This window comes from Blautia sp. St.27G3 (genome assembly GCF_059728505.1).
The window spans coordinates 1,489,039-1,504,975 of record NZ_BAAGFO010000001.1; the positions used below are offsets into that span (position 1 = coordinate 1,489,039).

Sequence of the window (15,937 nt, forward strand, 5' to 3'; positions counted from 1 at the left end):
TTATACCTCAATTTCTCCGCTCATCAGTTTTGGTAGTAAGCGGTCACGGGCTTCTGCTGACTTATCTGATATATCCCTCAATTTCTGTATTTGAATCAATATTGCTGACACATATCGATCAAACTTTTCCGCTATTTTTTTTGTAGGAACTAATATGTTTTCCGCTTTCAAATATTTGAAGTGTCGGGCATAATGATAATTTGAAAGATCAACAGCTACCAGACTATAATACAATAATGACTGTGGCATATTCTCATTATTACTAATAATCAATTGAGTTCCATCAGCTCCTTTTGCGAAAGGGAACTGTATATATTTCAAAATACGAGTATGATCACCAAACACAATTATCGGACATCTCATGTCAACTACAGCCTCAGGATCATTTGTATATCCTGCAATAAAATCACGACTTTGGTCAATGATTGGGATTGCACCTTCCTGCAAGTACTCTGCTGTTTTTACTTGTTTTGAACGGACAACTTTTCTAATCAAATCACCAATAAATTCTTTCTTCCACCCCTCCGGCACACCATCAACTATTTTCACATCTTCATATCCCGGAAAACGCAAATCTACAAACCATTCTTTATAAAGACGCTGTGCGGCTTCTTCGAGAAATTTGATTTGCTTTTGATTATTTTCAATTAAATTGTCATACGTTGACAAAATTTCTGCTATTCTCCTTTGACTATCAATATTAGGGACCATTGCCTCATAGGCAGATAATCTACTTTGGCTAAGATTTTGAATATTGGCACCTATAGCAGTACCTGACATTGCTTTACGAAATGCTTGATTTTTAAAATGGTACGTCCAAAAAACTGGATTATTTTTTGTAGTATCCTTCAATCGCGCTCTTATGCAAAAGCCTGAGTATGTAACTTTCTCTGGATGATCTTTTATAAGCATGCATCGACCAACCAACTCTTTATTCCCATTAGAACGAACAAATATAATGTCTCCATTATGCAATAAATCACTTTCTCTAACTACATCGTCTTTAATTTCTTCAAGTGAATCATATTCAGGAGAAAATCTGTTTCCAAAATTAGAAACGCTTATAAGTTTTATCCCTTTTGCATAAGCCTCTTTACCAAAATTTATTCCATTACTAAATTCTGCGACATTACCTAATTTTACCTTCTTCCAACTCATAACCCCATCTCCTTCATATTCTTAGAGATAGTTTCCATCAACTCATTGGATTCTGCCTGCAGAGATAAAAGCTCAAGATGAATTTCAGCCATACGTTCTTCAAAATCCACGCCATCATCTTCTACAGGCGCAACGCCAACATAGGCTCCCGATGTCAGAGTCCAGCCTTTTTCTTCAATGCTGATTTTGTTTTCATTTTCAGCTTTGTCATTATCTTTAGCGACATCTGTTGTATAAGCTGTTTTACAAAGACCGAGAATATCTTTATATTCACCGTCGCCAAATTTTTCATACAGCCAGTTTGCTTCCTTTGCCACAGTGACTTCTTCATTCTTACTGGCAATCATTTCGTCGTATTCAGCCTGAATACGTTTTTTGTCGCCTCGCCCTGCGTGTTCCACTTCAATTTTTGAGCGCTTCTGCAAGTCTTTCAACTCATCTTTCAACTGATGAAGAATATCTTCAAAATCATCACTTCCTAATATCGTTCTATATTCATCCAGTAATGCTGTGTATTTTTCTGTTTCACCACGATAGAGCCATACAATGGCATTTAAATTTTTAAGCTGCCATTCTGACCATTCATTCAATGTACGGTCAACGACTGTGTAATAGTTTCTGGCATCAATAAACAAAACTTTATCCTTGATTGCATCGTTTTTATTTTTATCAAAGAACCACAGAGAACAAGGCAGAGATTTTGTATAGAAGAAGTTGTTACTCACACTGATCATTACATCTACATGGCCTGTTTCTACTAATTTCTGACGAATATCTTTGTCTTTGCCTTGACTGTCTGTTGCAGATGAAGCCATGACAAAACCGGCACGGCCTTTTTCGTTCAAATAACTGTAGAAGTATGAAATCCACAAATAGTTTCCGTTTCCAACTTCTTTGTTTTTATTAATACTTGGCATACCAAAGGGCAGACGTTTTGCACTTTCACAAGACTCTGCTTTCACTTTGTCCACATTAAAGGGCGGATTTGCCATTACATAGTCACAGCAGCCGTCAAGGTTGTGAGCATCGTGATAGAAACTGTTCGCTTCATCTCCCGATTTAATAACACCCGTAAGACCGTGAACAGCCATATTCATCAAGCACAGCTGCGCATTATATTCCACCTTTTCCTGTCCATAAAATGTCATTGCACTATTTGCATTCATACCAGACTGATTTACAAAGTCACCAGACTGAATGAACATACCACCTGAACCACAAGCAGGATCAAGCAAAATACCACTTTGGGGTTCGATAATATTTACAATCATTTTTACCAAAGATTTTGGTGTAAAGAAGACACCATCATCAGATGCAATATTTTTAGCAAATTTATTGAGAAAGTATTCATAGATACGCCCAATAATATCTCCGCCAACTTCATCAAGAGCACTGTTATTAAAAATACGAAGAAGCTCTGATAAAAGCTCGTCCGAAAAATCAGTATAACTTTTAGGCAATACACCTGTAAGCTGATCGCTTTGTTCTTCTATCAGTGCCATTGCGTTATTAACTACTTCACCAAGGCTGGTCATTGTCTGTCCGTCTCGGTTCACTAATCCAGCAGATGCAATATCGTCCGGAAGATTTAATAAATAATCGTACTGTGCTTCTTTTGGAAGAAACAGTGCACTTTTAGCTGCAAAGTCACTTGCTTCTACCGGCATTACTCTGCCACCACGAGACGGACGATTTTTGAGAATTTCCGCTTCTACCATTTTAAATCGGCTATATGCATAACGCAGAAAAATTAAGCCAAGTACTGATTGGATGTTAGCTTTGAACCTGCGCGAAGCAGATCAGCTGATTCCCATAATTCTGCTTCTAATTTGCGAATATTAATCATTGGTTTTTCCTCATGTTTACTTCTTAGTGATTTTTAAAATATACTGGTATGAAAATTCAATACCCTTACAAGTCAGATTTTCACACATATGGGGAGGGTCGTTTTCCGAAAAACCTGTAGGGCGTAATTCAAAACATCTTAATGAGCCAAATGTACTGTCAAAAGCAGACGCAAAATCACAACAGACAGATACAATTTCAGTTTCTGTTTTTCCCAGTGCATGAAGATAAATTCCTATAAACATAAGCGCTCCTTCGACTAAACCACATTGCGCCCTATACCCGCCTGCACCATGCAATCCAACCGCAGACCAAATTACCTGTGGTTCAATCATGGTTTCAAATAATTCACTCAGACAAATAATTGCTGTCCTTGCACAGTTGATATCATCATTCCAGTACAATTCATGTACCCTGTTCTTTATATATTCCTGCATAGTATGCCATCTCCTTGATGCCCAATTTTCCAGTCAGGCAAATACAAATTATCATACGCCGCTTTTTATAAACTCAATCAATTTTTCTAAATCATCAAAATTATCATAATCTTATATCTCCTGATAGATCCTTTATTTCTTCTCAAATGCTTGATATTACAGTTTTTTGTCATTTTAATACGATTTGAGCTTCTATCTATTTTCAAAATATTTTTTCAAATCTTCTTATGTTTTTGTCTGCAATATTGGTAAGATTACGGTTATCTCGTCTTTTCTCACTCATCGAAATCTCTCCATTCAAAAAAGAAGCGTCAGACTTACACTATCATGGTAGCATAAATTTCGTTCTCCGTTTAGTTTAGTTTTATGATGGAAAACATGTATGTACCAAAAAATTCTACCATCAAATTTCACACAGTAATCTCAATCTGATTTCCTTCCAAATCCAGAACACAGCTTTCATAATACCCGTCCCCGGTCGTCCGCGGTCCGCTGATTACCTCGTACCCGTCTGTTTTAAGCCTGCCGGTCAGTTCATCCACCCGCTCTTTGCTTCCCACACTGAATGCTACATGGATATATCCCATCTGAGCAGGTTCCTTTTTGTTCTCCGCTGCATCCGGCCTGTTCATAAGTTCCAGTCTTGCGCCATCTGCAAAGGTTAAAAAGTAAGAACGAAAATCAGTTTTCCGGTTGTGATACCCCCCGTTTGCCTGTGCTTCAAAATATTTTATAAAAAAATCCTTTGTTCTTTCCAGATCCTTCACATATAAAGCAACATGTTCTATTCTCATGGCACTTTCCTCCAAAAATAAATGCGGCACTTTTCTGTGTTTCTACATTTGCTTTTATTTCTGCTTTTTTATAACGTTTCCTCATACCGGTACTTCTTCAAAATCCGTCCGAACACCAGGCAGATCACGACACCCAAAATCCCAAGAAGAAACAGTACCATTGCTGCTCCTGAGCCTTTTCCGGCTCCAAACAGCCGGTTCAGTATGCCTCCCGGAACTGCTTTTTCCATCAGAGGTTCGCAGACTTTGTCCACCAGATAACCCCCCAGGAAAAATCCGACCGGTATTGTAAAGAACTGAAGTGTATTTCTGCACGAATAAACTCTTCCCTGTAATTCCACAGGAATCGTTGTCCGAAGAATCACATCCATATTTGCATTCATAATCGGAACTGGCAGCCAGCCCATCAGCTGCCCCAGGCACCACAAAGCCGGAACTCTTGTAAATGCCAGCAGAAAATTTTCAAAGCTGAGTGAAATGAGCATCGTAATGTAAATAATCCGAATACGATTTTTCGGCCGTTTCATTCCTGTAACCACTACGCTGCCAATCAGCGTTGCGATACCTGCCGCAGATGTCACCAGACCAAGCACCATCTCCCCGCCTACTGGCACAGACAGAACGTACGCCGGTAGTACCGCATCAAATGCCGAAGCAACCAGATTGACGCCTGCCAGAAATAAAATGAGGACGAGAATCAGACCGTTTTCTCTTAAAAATGCAAGCCCTTTTCCTGCTGCTGCAAACAGCGACTCTCTCTTTTCTGTCCTGCTCCCGTTTGTCTGCGGAACATCAATCATAAACAGCAGCGCCAGAAAAGCAATTACAAAAGAACCAAGATCCACTGCTATGACAGCATTCATTCCGAGAAGCGTAAACAGCGCCGTCGCAAGTACCGGATTCAGAATCGTAATCACAGACTGCGAAAACGATCGCAGACCGCTTGTTCTCTGGTAATGTTTTTTCGGAATAATCAAGGTCATCGCCACATCACTTGCCGGCTGCTGTACCGTATTCATCAGACCATTCACACCATTCAAAAGATACAGGTGCCACGGCATCAGCAGATTGCCTCTCAGCAGCGTAAAAATCAGCACCGTACACAAGGCTGCCGCCGTATCACAGGCCAGCATCGTTCTTTTCTTGTTCCATCTGTCACTGAGTGCTCCTGCGAATATACTCATGATAACATACGGCGCATACGAACAGATTGACAAAAGCGCTGTTTGCAGCGCGGACCCTGTCTTTTCATACAGCCATAAAGTAAGCGCAAAAGCAGTCATACTGCTTCCCAGCTGAGAAAATGACTGTGTGCTCCACAGAATCAGAAAAGTTTTCAGTTCTTTGTATGTGTTATTTATTTTTTTGTTCATTTATCTTTGCTCCTTTATGATTTTTCCATTTCTTCTCATAAAAAGCAAAGTCTGAGGATGCCCCTGCTATCAGGGGTAGCGATTTCAGACAAATCTGTCTCAAATCATCCTCCATGCAGTCTCCTCAAACTCTGCATGGAGCTGTACCAATCTCTAAAATCATGCCGATTTCCCCTCCTCATCCTGTTCCTCTTATCTTCATTATTTTGCTCCAATACGCTCCACTGCCTGCTCCGCCTCGCTCTCTCCGAACACCGCTATCCCGTTTTCCCGAAGCAACGCGGCTGTCACACCAGCTCCCTCAGTCAGTGTTCCCGAAAAGGAACCATCATAAATCTGCCTGCTGCCGCAGGAAGGACTGCGCTCCTTGAGCAGCGCCACACTGCAATGATACAGCTGAGCAATCCGCAATGTTTCCCTTGCTCCACGAAGATAATGTGCTGTCACATCCTCTCCTGCGGCATTGATGATCAGCTGCCCTCTTCGCTCTGCCGGGCATCTCGGTGTCGCCATACCGCCCAGCTGTTCCGGACAGACCGGAACCAGATGAATCCCCTCCGTATCGATCAGGCGGGCAATGTCCTCATTTTTCTTCGGTATTCCATTGTATCTGCAATTCACACCCAACAGACATGCACTGACCAGCACATTGCACATAAACTTTCATCTCCTGTTGCATCATCTCCTTTGCAATCATGAGACGCTTTTTCAGGGGCCTCCTGATTTCAATACGTTTGCAGTTGCTTTTTTCTGCATCCAGTATAACGCTTCCGGATTTTCATGACAAGGAAATTGTGCCACGGCACATACAGAAACGGGAAACTTGCCTTTTTCTGTACAGAAACCACGAAATCTGATAAAATGAACCTCAGAAAATCAAAAAATGGAGGCCCCCAGACATGAAAGAAAAACTCTATACCATCCCCCTGAATGATGCTGTCGCAGAGCATGACGAATGTCCGCTCTGTTTCATTGAACGAAAGCTTGAGCGGGATATGCTTGATTTCGTCCTTGGCAGCAGTTCCTCCTATATGGAAAGCGAGATTCGCCAGCAGACGGACGAGGCCGGGTTCTGCCGGGAACACATGAAAAAAATGTTTGACTACGGCAATACGCTGGGTAACGCTCTTATTTTAAAAACACATTACAGGAAAATTCAAAAAGAAATGAAAGAAACCTTCCGGGATTTTACCCCTGGCAAGACTTCACTGTTTGGGCGGATTCGTCGTACGCAGGATACCCAGGAGCAGAACGCAGTCTCCAAATGGACCCGGAAACGCGACTGTTCCTGCTATATCTGTCAGGGCATCCAGGAAACGTTTGACCGCTATCTCGATACCTTTTTTTACCTCTACCGAAACGACGAAAAGTTTCGTACCAAGATCAAAAACGGCCAGGGCTTCTGCCTGCATCATTTCGGCATACTCTGTGACAGCGCCGACCGTTATTTAAAAGATACAGAAAAAGCAGAATTTTATCCTGCCATGTTTTCACTGATGGAACAGAATTTTGCAAGAATTGAAGAAGAACTTACATGGCTGGCTGATAAATTCGATTACCGCAACCGCGACGCGGACTGGAGAAACTCGAGGGACGCGCTGCAGCGCGGCATGCAGAAATTGCGCGGCGGATATCCGGCCGATCCGCCGCACAAGGCGAAATAAAATACCGGACCGCCTGTGCTTTGTCCAGCTCGTATCACAATCTGACTGTCCCTCATTACCATCCCATCATTTCAAGCCACTGGTTCACAGTCTCCTCTCTGCGCTTCTGTGTTCCGGCTCCGGGCCTTTGCAGCAGCAGTTCCCCACAAATGCGACCATCCAGCAGATACAGGATACGGCCGCATCTGCCGGCAACCTTACTGTCATGCGTAACCAGCAGAATCGTCGTTCCCTCCTGATTCAGCTTAACAAACGTGTCCATGACCTCTGCGGTAGCGCTTTTGTTCAGTGCTCCCGTCGGCTCATCTGCAAGCAAAATTTCCGGCCGGTTGATCATGCTTCTGCAAATACACGCCCGCTGTAGCTGCCCACCTGAAACCTCTGTAATACTGCGCTCCTTCAATTCTAAGACAGAAAGCTTCTGCATCAAGCTTTCCGCTTCTTTTCGCAGTTCCAATTTTGACCTGTTATGTAAAACGCGATTTGCCTCCGCAGCAGGCAACAAAATATTGTCCAGAATATTCAGCTTTCCAATCATATTCATCTGCTGGAATACAAATCCCATCCTGTGCAGCCTGATCTCTGCCCGCTTCTCCTCAGAAATCCCAGTAATCTCCTGTCCCGCCAGATACACCCTCCCACTCGTCGGCTGATCCATACCGGCCACCTGATATAAAAGTGTAGATTTCCCAGAGCCAGACGGTCCCATAATCGCTACCATTTCACCAGAGTTCATCGTAAAAGAAACACGATCCAAAATTGGCTCCCTGCACAATGCCTCTACACGCAACAAATCTTCCATAATCCTGATTCCTTTCCCAATATAATATACGTATCTCCTGTATGATGCCGCTATTCTTTTCCCATACAGCGCCCCAAATCCCTATCAAGCCACTATGTTTTCCCTATACAGCATTCGAATGCCCGAACTCTTTCAATTTCAGCGATCCCTATCCATACAGCAATACCTGCTGTCAGGAGAACTACGGACGGATAAAACAGCAATGCCTGTTCCCACTGGACTACAAACCGAAAATTTCCTGCTCCAAACGACTGTAACACCCTCCCGCACAACTTCTCTCCCAGCAAATTTCCGGTTACAATACCTGCCGCTATTCCCATTGCAACAAACAAAATGCCTTTTTTCATATATACCCTGCGTATACTCCCTGTCGAAAAACCAAGTGCTTTCTGTAAAGAAATATCATAGCGGTTTTGTTCTACCAGCAGGCGCATAAAGAGCGCAGCAACCACAAAAATAATAAAGATTGCTGTACTGCCCGCAACATCTGCCGCCAGACGGATTTCTTTCAATGTCTGACCATACGTTTCCTGCACATAAGTTTCCACCTCTGTTACCTCTGCGCCAAGCCGCTGATAAGCCTGCATCCACTGCTTTCGTTCTGACGTGGCCGCTTTTCGCGTATTGCCTTCCAATGCTTCTGCTTTGTACACATTTTCTTTCTGTCCATCTTCTTTCAATGTAACATACAAAACGCTCCACGCCGCAGGCCTTTCCTCCCACAGGCCAAAGGCTCCCTTTGCTGTCTTTCCACCATTTGTAATGTCCGAATAAATCCCGCACACTGTACAGGCAAACGCTCTGTCCTCGTTTTGCAGCGTAAGTGTATCTCCTATTGTTACGTCAAACTCTTCCGCATACAAAACAGATACCGCCAGCTCCGTTTCCAGTTCCGGCGGTCTGCCCGCCTGATAACTGACCGGAAATACCGTATGATCCCCTGTCTCAACCTTCAGGTCACAGAGAGTTCCATTAGGAAGCTCAACCCGACCTGTTTTTGTCTGAAGAACCACATAACGCTCCACTTTCGGATCAGCTGCAAGCGCCGCAGCAATCCGGGGAACCGTCGTCTCATCCAGCTCAGTCATTTCTCCATTTTGGTCGGCCTCGGTATCCCAATCTTGGTTTTCTCTGACATCCATGCGAATCTCCGCATTCCCGATTCCCATATGTGTCACAAATTCAGAGGAAGAAAGTGTACTGTGGAGGTTTTTCGGAACGAAGACCAAAAACATACACGCAGTTGTCACAAAACTAATCAGCAAATACTGCCTCCGGGTATCTCTTTTCTTCTGTACCTGTCCTGGAAACAGAGCTTCCAGTATCGTAAGTCCCTCTGACTTTTTCAGGGTATGTAAAACCGAAAGCAAAAGAATTGTCTCCACCGCAAATGCTGCCAGAAATGAAAGGATACCCAACTTCCAGCTGAACCGCGGTGCGCCATACAACTCCTGCATCTGCCTTGTCAGTGGCCCGCAAAGCAGACAAGCCAGCAAAAAGCCCGTTGTTGCCCCGCACACAGACAACAGAATATATTTGGTAAAATACAGCTGTCTGATTCGTTTTTTCCTGAATCCAAGTGCTCTTAGCATCCCTGTTTCCTGTCTTTCTTTTTCCAATTGTAATCTCAGAATAAACTGAATACACAGCAAAGAAATCAGCAATATTACCATGCTCACCAGAAAAATCACCGCAATCATCGTCCCGTCAGACAGTGCATTCATCATACGAATAAGCGGTTTTGTAATCATCGGACCGTTTGCCGGAAGCCCGCTCTCTGTATAGGCAGTACCAAACTCGCTGCTTTTCGTTCCTTCTTCCAGCAGAAATTCAATCAAATATTCTTCTTGTCCCTGTTCCCGCACCGTTTCATAATCCTTAGGATGAATCAGAAAGCGTTTAGAAGACGCCATCATCGAATTCATCTGCGCATCCCGAATAAAACCGGCAATCATAAACTCCCGGCTTCCTGCCTGCATAAGATCTCCTTTTTTGAGCTGGTACATAGCACGGTAACAAACCGGCACATACACTTCCCCCGGCCGCACCTCCGGCATCATGCCTTCTAGATCCAGCAGATAATCAAAGTTCTGCCCCTGCACACACAATCCGTTGTCCTGCGTGTTGTCCGCAAGACTGTAGTTTCCCAGCATGATTGCTGCATTCTCCAAATTTAATAGCCTGCTCACCTGCCAGTTCCGGATCTGCGCATGGTCATCGGCAAATTCCTGAAGCGATTTTTCATCCAAGTCTCCCGTATGCATCTGCAAAAAATCGGGAGTACGAGCCTGTTCCATCAGCGTATTGATCGAATGCAGCAAACTAATCCCCAACAGTACTGTGAGCGCCATAAACATAGCCGATACAGCCATAAAAATCATTGTCGCAACAGCCAACATCCTGCTGCGTCTGATGTCATTCCATACCAGAGTCTTACGTACACCATATTTCAAAATTCCAGTCACAAGGCTTTCCTCCCAAATTTTATTCTCACTACTTTCGTTCCGGCCTCAGCCCGTACTGTTTTCTTTCTGGGCTTTTCTTGCCGGGAGATCCGCATTCAGCCATATCTCCTCACCGTTTTTGCCGCTCCAGCGCCCGTACACTTCTGGCTGGATATAACAGCAACGCAGTCACACTCAGTAAAACCCCGGCTGCCATAATTACCCCGGCTGCACCTCTGCCGACTCCAATCTGAAACCGTTCTGCCAGATAATCCGCAGTAATCCCAGCGGCCCCATAAGCTACCACGTATCCGATCTGTGACAAAAAACCAATCAGCCCCCAGGCCCTTCCCTGAAGTTCGTCCGGAATATTCGTCCGTACCAGATAATCGAGGCAGTTATTTGCAAACGGCAGCATTGCAAAAAATAGAAACCCAAACACACAGATGATATATTTATTTTCCCTTATCCCAAAGCCAACCATCCCGATTCCTGCCACAAACAGCGAGCCGCACAACACTTTCACATAACTGCCTCTGATTCCCTTTGCACCCAGAAAAATACCGGAGGCCAGCATCCCGCTCGCACAGACTGTCTCACCGACTCCGAGCGTCACACTGTCCGCAAAATCCAGAATCAAAGGTTCTGCCAAAACCTGAAGCGTCCCCATAAAGCATGTGATTGCTGCGGAAACCGCAATCAGGAGCCGCACGCCCCTGTGTTCCGTCACTGCCTTCCAGCCCTGCCGCAAGCTCTCCCGAACCGTTTCTTCCTTCCGTGTCTTTTTCACTGCTATCCCTCGCTTTACAACCGCCGTAGAGACAACTGTGAGAAAAAAGGTACCGATATCAATCACCAGCAAGAGCTTGATATCACTGACCGCAAGCAATACAGCCGCCAAAATCGGCGATACCAGATACCTTGCACTCCCTGCAATACTGACAAGGCCGCTTGCTCTCGAATACTCTTCCCTGGTCAGCAAATCCGTAATTGTTGCACGGTATGCCGGCTCAAGCAGTGCCGAAAATGCAGCGCTTATCAGTACACCGATGCAAATCTCATAAAATTCAGCCCCGCCGCGAAGCATACAGACCAGAATATAAATCAGCCCAAGCGCAGAAAATCCGTCTCCCACCATCATCAGCACTCTTCTGTCATATCGGTCCGCCAGCACCCCCGCCGGAACACTGAGCACCAGCGTGGGCAAAAATGCAAGCAGCGTTATCAGTGCCATACTGGCAGCGCTTCCCGTCTGTCGAAACACATACACCCCCAGTCCGAAGCTCGTCAAGCCGCCGCCAACTGACGAGACCAACTCTCCTGCCCAAAGAAGCATAAATTTTGAAAAATTACTGTTTCTGTTTGCTTTTTTCTGTTCCATCTTTTATCTCCTTTTTACTGACCGTCTGACTGTCGATAATAAAATAAAAAAAAATATGCTTTACAGGCACCAGCAATGGAACAAAACCTCCTGGCTTTTGTTCCATCCGCAAGCAAAATGCAAAGCACTCCTTTCACTCTGCCTTCTGGCTCAGCGTGCAGCACCGGTATTTTGCAATGCCGGCAGGATAGCTTCCTGCAAACTTCCGCCTTCCATGCCCAACATCCGTTCCAGATTGTAGACAAACGCCATCGCCTTTTTCTGCCGCTCATCCTCCCCGTACCCGGACAGCTCATCAAACACGGTACATGAATACAGGAGCGTCATCTCTACCACCTCAGCCGGATAATCTGTCCGGCAAAGCCCCTGAGCGATACCCTCGTTTACCAGCTCCGTGATCACTGGATTCACCTCTCGCAGCAGCCGCTCCATCATTTTCTGATGCATCAGCGCGTTTTGCGGCTTATGAACCTGCTCCATCACCTCGTGTCCGAGGTCATTATCCACATTCAAAGCCAGAAGAGTCATCGTCAGACGCTGAAGCACCGGTACTTCCTTTTGTCCGGCAATTGCCTTCGCTGCCGCAACAATCTGTCCTGTCATACGTCCGATCATAGCATCCAGAATATCCTCTTTTGACTTAAAATGATAGTACAAGGTACCCCTGGCAATCCCGACTTCATTTAAAATATCATTGGTACTGGTGTGGTCAAAGCCTTTCATCCCAAACAGGCGCTCCGCCACATCCAGTATCTCATTTCTGCGCTCCTCTGCCTCTTTTACAATTCTCACTTATTTTCCCATCCTGCGTAATAGATATCGACAATCTGTCGGTTTCATTGTACCGCCAGGGAACTCGCTTGTCAACTACTGCCTGAACCCTTTCCCAAAAACTACTGTCTGTATGTTTCAAGGAAGTCTCTCAGTTGTATGGTAGCGTCTTTCAAAACCTCGATCCGCGGCAGATAAACCACCCGGAAATGGTCCGGTTCTTTCCAGTTAAAACCACCGCCATGAACGATCAGAATCTTTTTCTCACGCAGCAGATCCAGTGCAAATTTTTCATCGTTCCAGATATTGAATTTCTTTACATCAAGTTTCGGGAAAATATAAAACGCAGCCTTTGGTTTTACGGCGCTCACACCCGGAATGTCATTCAGGGCTTTATAAATGAATTCACGCTGCTCATAAATCCTCCCACCCGGCACAATATAATTATTTACGCTCTGATGCCCGCCAAGCGCTGTCTGTACGATGGACTGCGCCGGTACATTGGAACACAGACGCATGTTGGAAAGCATATTCAGGCCCTGAATATAATCCTTTGCCGCAGCTTTATTACCACTCAGCACCATCCAGCCAATCCGGAATCCTGCGATCATATGTGATTTTGACAGACCACTAAAAGTCACGCAAAACAGATCCGGAGCCAGCGAAGCAATTGAAACATGCTCCTCTCCGTCCATCACCAGACGATCATATATTTCATCCGAAAAGATCATCAGCTGGTGCTCTCTCGCTATGTTCACAATCTGCTGCAATACCTCGCGCGGATACAGAGCGCCTGTCGGGTTATTCGGATTGATCAGTACGATCGCTTTTGTCTTGTCTGTAATCTTTTTCCGGATATCATCCATATCAGGGTACCACTCTGCCTCCTCGTCACAAATATAATGAACGGCTGTACCGCCCGCAAGTGTGACACACGCCGTCCACAAAGGATAATCCGGCGACGGAACAAGCACCTCATCCCCATTGTCCAGAAGCGCTGACATACTCAGATTGATCAACTCACTGACACCATTTCCTGTATAGATGTCATCCACCGAAACGTTCGGGATCTTTTTCAGCTGCGCATACTGCATAATCGCCTTTCTCGCGGAAAAAAGTCCTTTGGCTGCCGAATAGCCCTCACATTCCGTCAACTGCCTTTGCATATCATAGACCACTTCGTCCGGCGTCCGGAATCCAAACGGCGCCGGGTTCCCGATGTTGAGCTTCAGGACACTCGTTCCGTTATCTTCCATCCTCGTCGCCTCTTCTACAACAGGTCCTCTGACGTCATATAATACATTATCGAGCTTTGTTGATTTCTTAAATTCCCTCATTTTTGTTTCTCCTTTCGGCACTCCATATTCATTTTGTTCTGTCAAATTATTCTGTTTTGCCAAGACGTTTGACGCCCCATAGAGCCATTCCATCTTAACTCCCAGCGTTTCAGCCAGAAACGCCGCAATATTTTTTCTGGGAACCGCTTTTCCGCTGACATACTGGCTCACCTGACTTTTTCCAAGCTTTACCCCTGCCGCCTCCGCGGCCCGTATCAGATCTACCTGCTTCAGCCCACACTGCTCCATCGCTTCATTCAGCCTATTCGCAAAAGTAGTGTTTTCCACTGTAAAACCTCCTTAATTAAAACCAGAAGTTCATTTTCTTGGATATTCTACCATGTCACGCGAAAAAGTTCAATGTTTTATTTAAAAAAGTTTATTTATAGTTCATTTCCCCACATATCGAAACCAAAAAGTTCATTTTATACAAGTTCCCAAAACAATATATTATTTCTTTAAAAACTACTTTGTTTTGTATCTGATACTTATCAAAACATTATGCAACAAACAAAAACACAGGCCTCTTTTTCAGATTCCTGTGTTTTATGTGTTTTATGTGTTTTATGTTTTTTAATTCAATTCCTTTATATAGCTTGCATACCTGCTCACTTCTTACTCAATCCACAAATCAAAACTGCGCGTACACAAACTTCGGCGCGCTGGACAGATTCGCCAGCATAAAATACAGATACAACGTCATCATCAACACATAGAAGCCGCACACGCTCCACAAAAACTGCAGCCGCGGACGTTCCTTAATCTTCTTGATAGAATTGATAAAGGCTTTCACAGACCATCACCCATCCTTTCTTTCCGATATGAACCCGGTCCTTGAAGAAATACTTTGTGTATTCCTCACCGGAAAAATCAGCAACCTGCGCGCCGTATTCCGCAGCTACGCCGAGTACCTTTTTATAATAGCCCTCCCGGGCCGTTTTCGGGAACCCGGTAAAATCATAGTAATAACCGTTCACCGGAAGGATGACCAACATGGGCGTGATATCAAGTTCCTGACACACCTGAAGGAAGCAGCGCAGATCATCGTATTCCGGAGAATTTTGATAACCGTTTACTGCGTCTTTGTCCTTGTCCTTTTTCTCGTCCAGATACGGCTGTATCAGTTTATAGCTGACAGCGTCCATAAAAAACTCATTCTGGTTCTCCTCCTCGCCAGCTGCTTCCGCCTGCTCGATCAGCGCTTCCCAGTCCGGAGCAATATCCTCTGACACCAGACCGTCGCCTTTTTCAATTCCTGCTGCCGTCACCTTTGTACTGATCGAAAAAAGCTCTTTTTCATACAGAAAATTCTCCCAGATCGTTTCCTGAAGATTTTCCAGAACATTGCCCTCTTTTTTCCACAATACTTTCTCATGCAGATCCACATGATCTAAGGTTTTCTGATCCACACTGCCAATCAGCTTGTGGGTTCGCTCAGAAATATAGGATCTCGTCTCCTCGCTCAGCTTCTCGTTTTCCAGCATTCCCGCATATAAGGTTTCTGAAAAACGGGATGTATACGCCTGATCGACCACGCCGGTCTTTCGGAACCACTGCGGAGAAACAATCAGAACCGCTTTTCTCATGGTCATGCTGTCTTCGATCGCTGCCAGAGTCACCGCATGGCTTAGACACTGATAATATCCTGCGCCAATCAGCATGGGATTGAAACGGTTCCCTGCAAATACCTGCGCCGGATGATACGCGGTATCTGCTCCGTGCTGAAATTCAGACGAACCGAATACCGGTATACACGCTTCGTTCATATTCTGCGTCAGCGCTGCGAGAGATTTTCCCTTCTCTTCTTCCGACCACATGGAAAACTGAGGGTTGTTTACCGCCACGCAGTTTCCAATATAAAAATGGCACCCGAGAACTGTTCCTGCAAAAAGCAAAAGCGCCACCAGAAATGCTTTTACCCGCCGCACCGT

The 15,937-nt window shown here is 44.8% G+C and carries 14 protein-coding genes; 1 reads left to right on the forward strand and 13 read right to left on the reverse strand.

All coding sequences use genetic code 11. From position 1 onward, the window contains the following. The 7 genes from AC6I2O_RS06915 to AC6I2O_RS06945 form a co-directional block, all read right to left on the reverse strand. Positions 1–1,158: a restriction endonuclease subunit S gene (locus AC6I2O_RS06915; RefSeq protein ID WP_497742195.1), complete on the reverse strand. Its 1,158-nt coding sequence runs from the start codon at positions 1,156–1,158 to the stop codon at positions 1–3. Then, entirely contained in the window at positions 1,155–2,876 is a 1,722-nt protein-coding gene (locus tag AC6I2O_RS06920) for a class I SAM-dependent DNA methyltransferase (protein WP_497742196.1), read from the reverse strand. Before AC6I2O_RS06920 ends, AC6I2O_RS06915 begins: the two co-directional genes overlap by 4 nt. Positions 2,877–3,020: 144 nt before the next feature. Then, the gene (locus AC6I2O_RS06925) at positions 3,021–3,440 is read right to left on the reverse strand and encodes a C-GCAxxG-C-C family (seleno)protein (protein ID WP_497742197.1); all 420 of its coding nucleotides are present in this window, start codon (positions 3,438–3,440) and stop codon (positions 3,021–3,023) included. 410 nt (positions 3,441–3,850) lie between these two features. Beyond that, positions 3,851–4,234: a VOC family protein gene (locus tag AC6I2O_RS06930; protein ID WP_497742198.1), complete on the reverse strand. Its 384-nt coding sequence runs from the start codon at positions 4,232–4,234 to the stop codon at positions 3,851–3,853. A gap of 68 nt (positions 4,235–4,302) precedes the next feature. Then, a complete protein-coding gene (locus tag AC6I2O_RS06935; protein WP_497742199.1) occupies positions 4,303–5,607 on the reverse strand; it encodes an MFS transporter in 1,305 nt (434 codons plus the stop codon). Beyond that, entirely contained in the window at positions 5,588–5,722 is a 135-nt protein-coding gene (locus tag AC6I2O_RS06940) for a hypothetical protein (protein ID WP_497742200.1), read from the reverse strand. The genes AC6I2O_RS06935 and AC6I2O_RS06940 overlap by 20 nt, the downstream gene beginning before the upstream one ends. Positions 5,723–5,808: 86 nt before the next feature. Then, a complete protein-coding gene (locus tag AC6I2O_RS06945) occupies positions 5,809–6,264 on the reverse strand; it encodes a 2-thiouracil desulfurase family protein (RefSeq protein ID WP_497742201.1) in 456 nt (151 codons plus the stop codon). A 242-nt stretch (positions 6,265–6,506) separates the two neighbouring features. Between AC6I2O_RS06945 and AC6I2O_RS06950 the strand changes: the two genes are divergently transcribed. Beyond that, positions 6,507–7,271 (forward strand): DUF6062 family protein, encoded by a 765-nt coding sequence (locus AC6I2O_RS06950; RefSeq protein ID WP_497742202.1) that lies wholly within the window; start codon positions 6,507–6,509, stop codon positions 7,269–7,271. A 55-nt stretch (positions 7,272–7,326) separates the two neighbouring features. Here AC6I2O_RS06950 and AC6I2O_RS06955 read toward each other — a convergent pair whose 3' ends face one another. The 6 genes from AC6I2O_RS06955 to dltD all read right to left on the reverse strand — a co-directional run bounded on the left by AC6I2O_RS06955 (position 7,327) and on the right by dltD (position 15,934). Continuing rightward, positions 7,327–8,073, reverse strand: coding sequence for an ABC transporter ATP-binding protein (locus AC6I2O_RS06955; protein WP_497742203.1), 747 nt, complete (start codon positions 8,071–8,073; stop codon positions 7,327–7,329). A gap of 92 nt (positions 8,074–8,165) precedes the next feature. After that, the gene (locus tag AC6I2O_RS06960) at positions 8,166–10,538 is read right to left on the reverse strand and encodes an ABC transporter permease (RefSeq protein ID WP_497742204.1); all 2,373 of its coding nucleotides are present in this window, start codon (positions 10,536–10,538) and stop codon (positions 8,166–8,168) included. A gap of 109 nt (positions 10,539–10,647) precedes the next feature. After that, complete coding sequence (locus AC6I2O_RS06965; RefSeq protein ID WP_120391172.1) at positions 10,648–11,898, reverse strand: MFS transporter; 1,251 nt, start codon at positions 11,896–11,898, stop codon at positions 10,648–10,650. Positions 11,899–12,048: 150 nt separating this feature from the next. Further along, positions 12,049–12,690 (reverse strand): TetR/AcrR family transcriptional regulator, encoded by a 642-nt coding sequence (locus AC6I2O_RS06970; protein ID WP_120391173.1) that lies wholly within the window; start codon positions 12,688–12,690, stop codon positions 12,049–12,051. A 101-nt stretch (positions 12,691–12,791) separates the two neighbouring features. After that, on the reverse strand, positions 12,792–14,255 hold the full coding sequence (locus AC6I2O_RS06975; protein WP_120391361.1) for an aminotransferase class I/II-fold pyridoxal phosphate-dependent enzyme: 1,464 nt from the start codon (positions 14,253–14,255) through the stop codon (positions 12,792–12,794). 509 nt (positions 14,256–14,764) lie between these two features. Then, the gene (gene dltD, locus AC6I2O_RS06980; RefSeq protein WP_120391174.1) at positions 14,765–15,934 is read right to left on the reverse strand and encodes a D-alanyl-lipoteichoic acid biosynthesis protein DltD; all 1,170 of its coding nucleotides are present in this window, start codon (positions 15,932–15,934) and stop codon (positions 14,765–14,767) included. Positions 15,935–15,937 lie beyond the last annotated feature (3 nt).

Excerpts from the sequence above, each read along its gene's own strand:
- AC6I2O_RS06935 (WP_497742199.1), bottom strand. The coding sequence starts at position 5,607 with ATGAACAAAAAAATAAATAACACATACAAAGAACTGAAAACTTTTCTG.
- AC6I2O_RS06955 (WP_497742203.1), bottom strand. The coding sequence starts at position 8,073 with ATGGAAGATTTGTTGCGTGTAGAGGCATTGTGCAGGGAGCCAATTTTG.
- AC6I2O_RS06950 (WP_497742202.1), top strand. The coding sequence starts at position 6,507 with ATGAAAGAAAAACTCTATACCATCCCCCTGAATGATGCTGTCGCAGAG.
- AC6I2O_RS06920 (WP_497742196.1), bottom strand. The coding sequence starts at position 2,876 with ATGGTAGAAGCGGAAATTCTCAAAAATCGTCCGTCTCGTGGTGGCAGA.
- AC6I2O_RS06965 (WP_120391172.1), bottom strand. The coding sequence starts at position 11,898 with ATGGAACAGAAAAAAGCAAACAGAAACAGTAATTTTTCAAAATTTATG.
- AC6I2O_RS06925 (WP_497742197.1), bottom strand. The coding sequence starts at position 3,440 with ATGCAGGAATATATAAAGAACAGGGTACATGAATTGTACTGGAATGAT.
- AC6I2O_RS06975 (WP_120391361.1), bottom strand. The coding sequence starts at position 14,255 with ATGGAGCAGTGTGGGCTGAAGCAGGTAGATCTGATACGGGCCGCGGAG.
- AC6I2O_RS06940 (WP_497742200.1), bottom strand. The coding sequence starts at position 5,722 with ATGGAGGATGATTTGAGACAGATTTGTCTGAAATCGCTACCCCTGATA.
- AC6I2O_RS06930 (WP_497742198.1), bottom strand. The coding sequence starts at position 4,234 with ATGAGAATAGAACATGTTGCTTTATATGTGAAGGATCTGGAAAGAACA.
- AC6I2O_RS06915 (WP_497742195.1), bottom strand. The coding sequence starts at position 1,158 with ATGAGTTGGAAGAAGGTAAAATTAGGTAATGTCGCAGAATTTAGTAAT.
- AC6I2O_RS06945 (WP_497742201.1), bottom strand. The coding sequence starts at position 6,264 with ATGTGCAATGTGCTGGTCAGTGCATGTCTGTTGGGTGTGAATTGCAGA.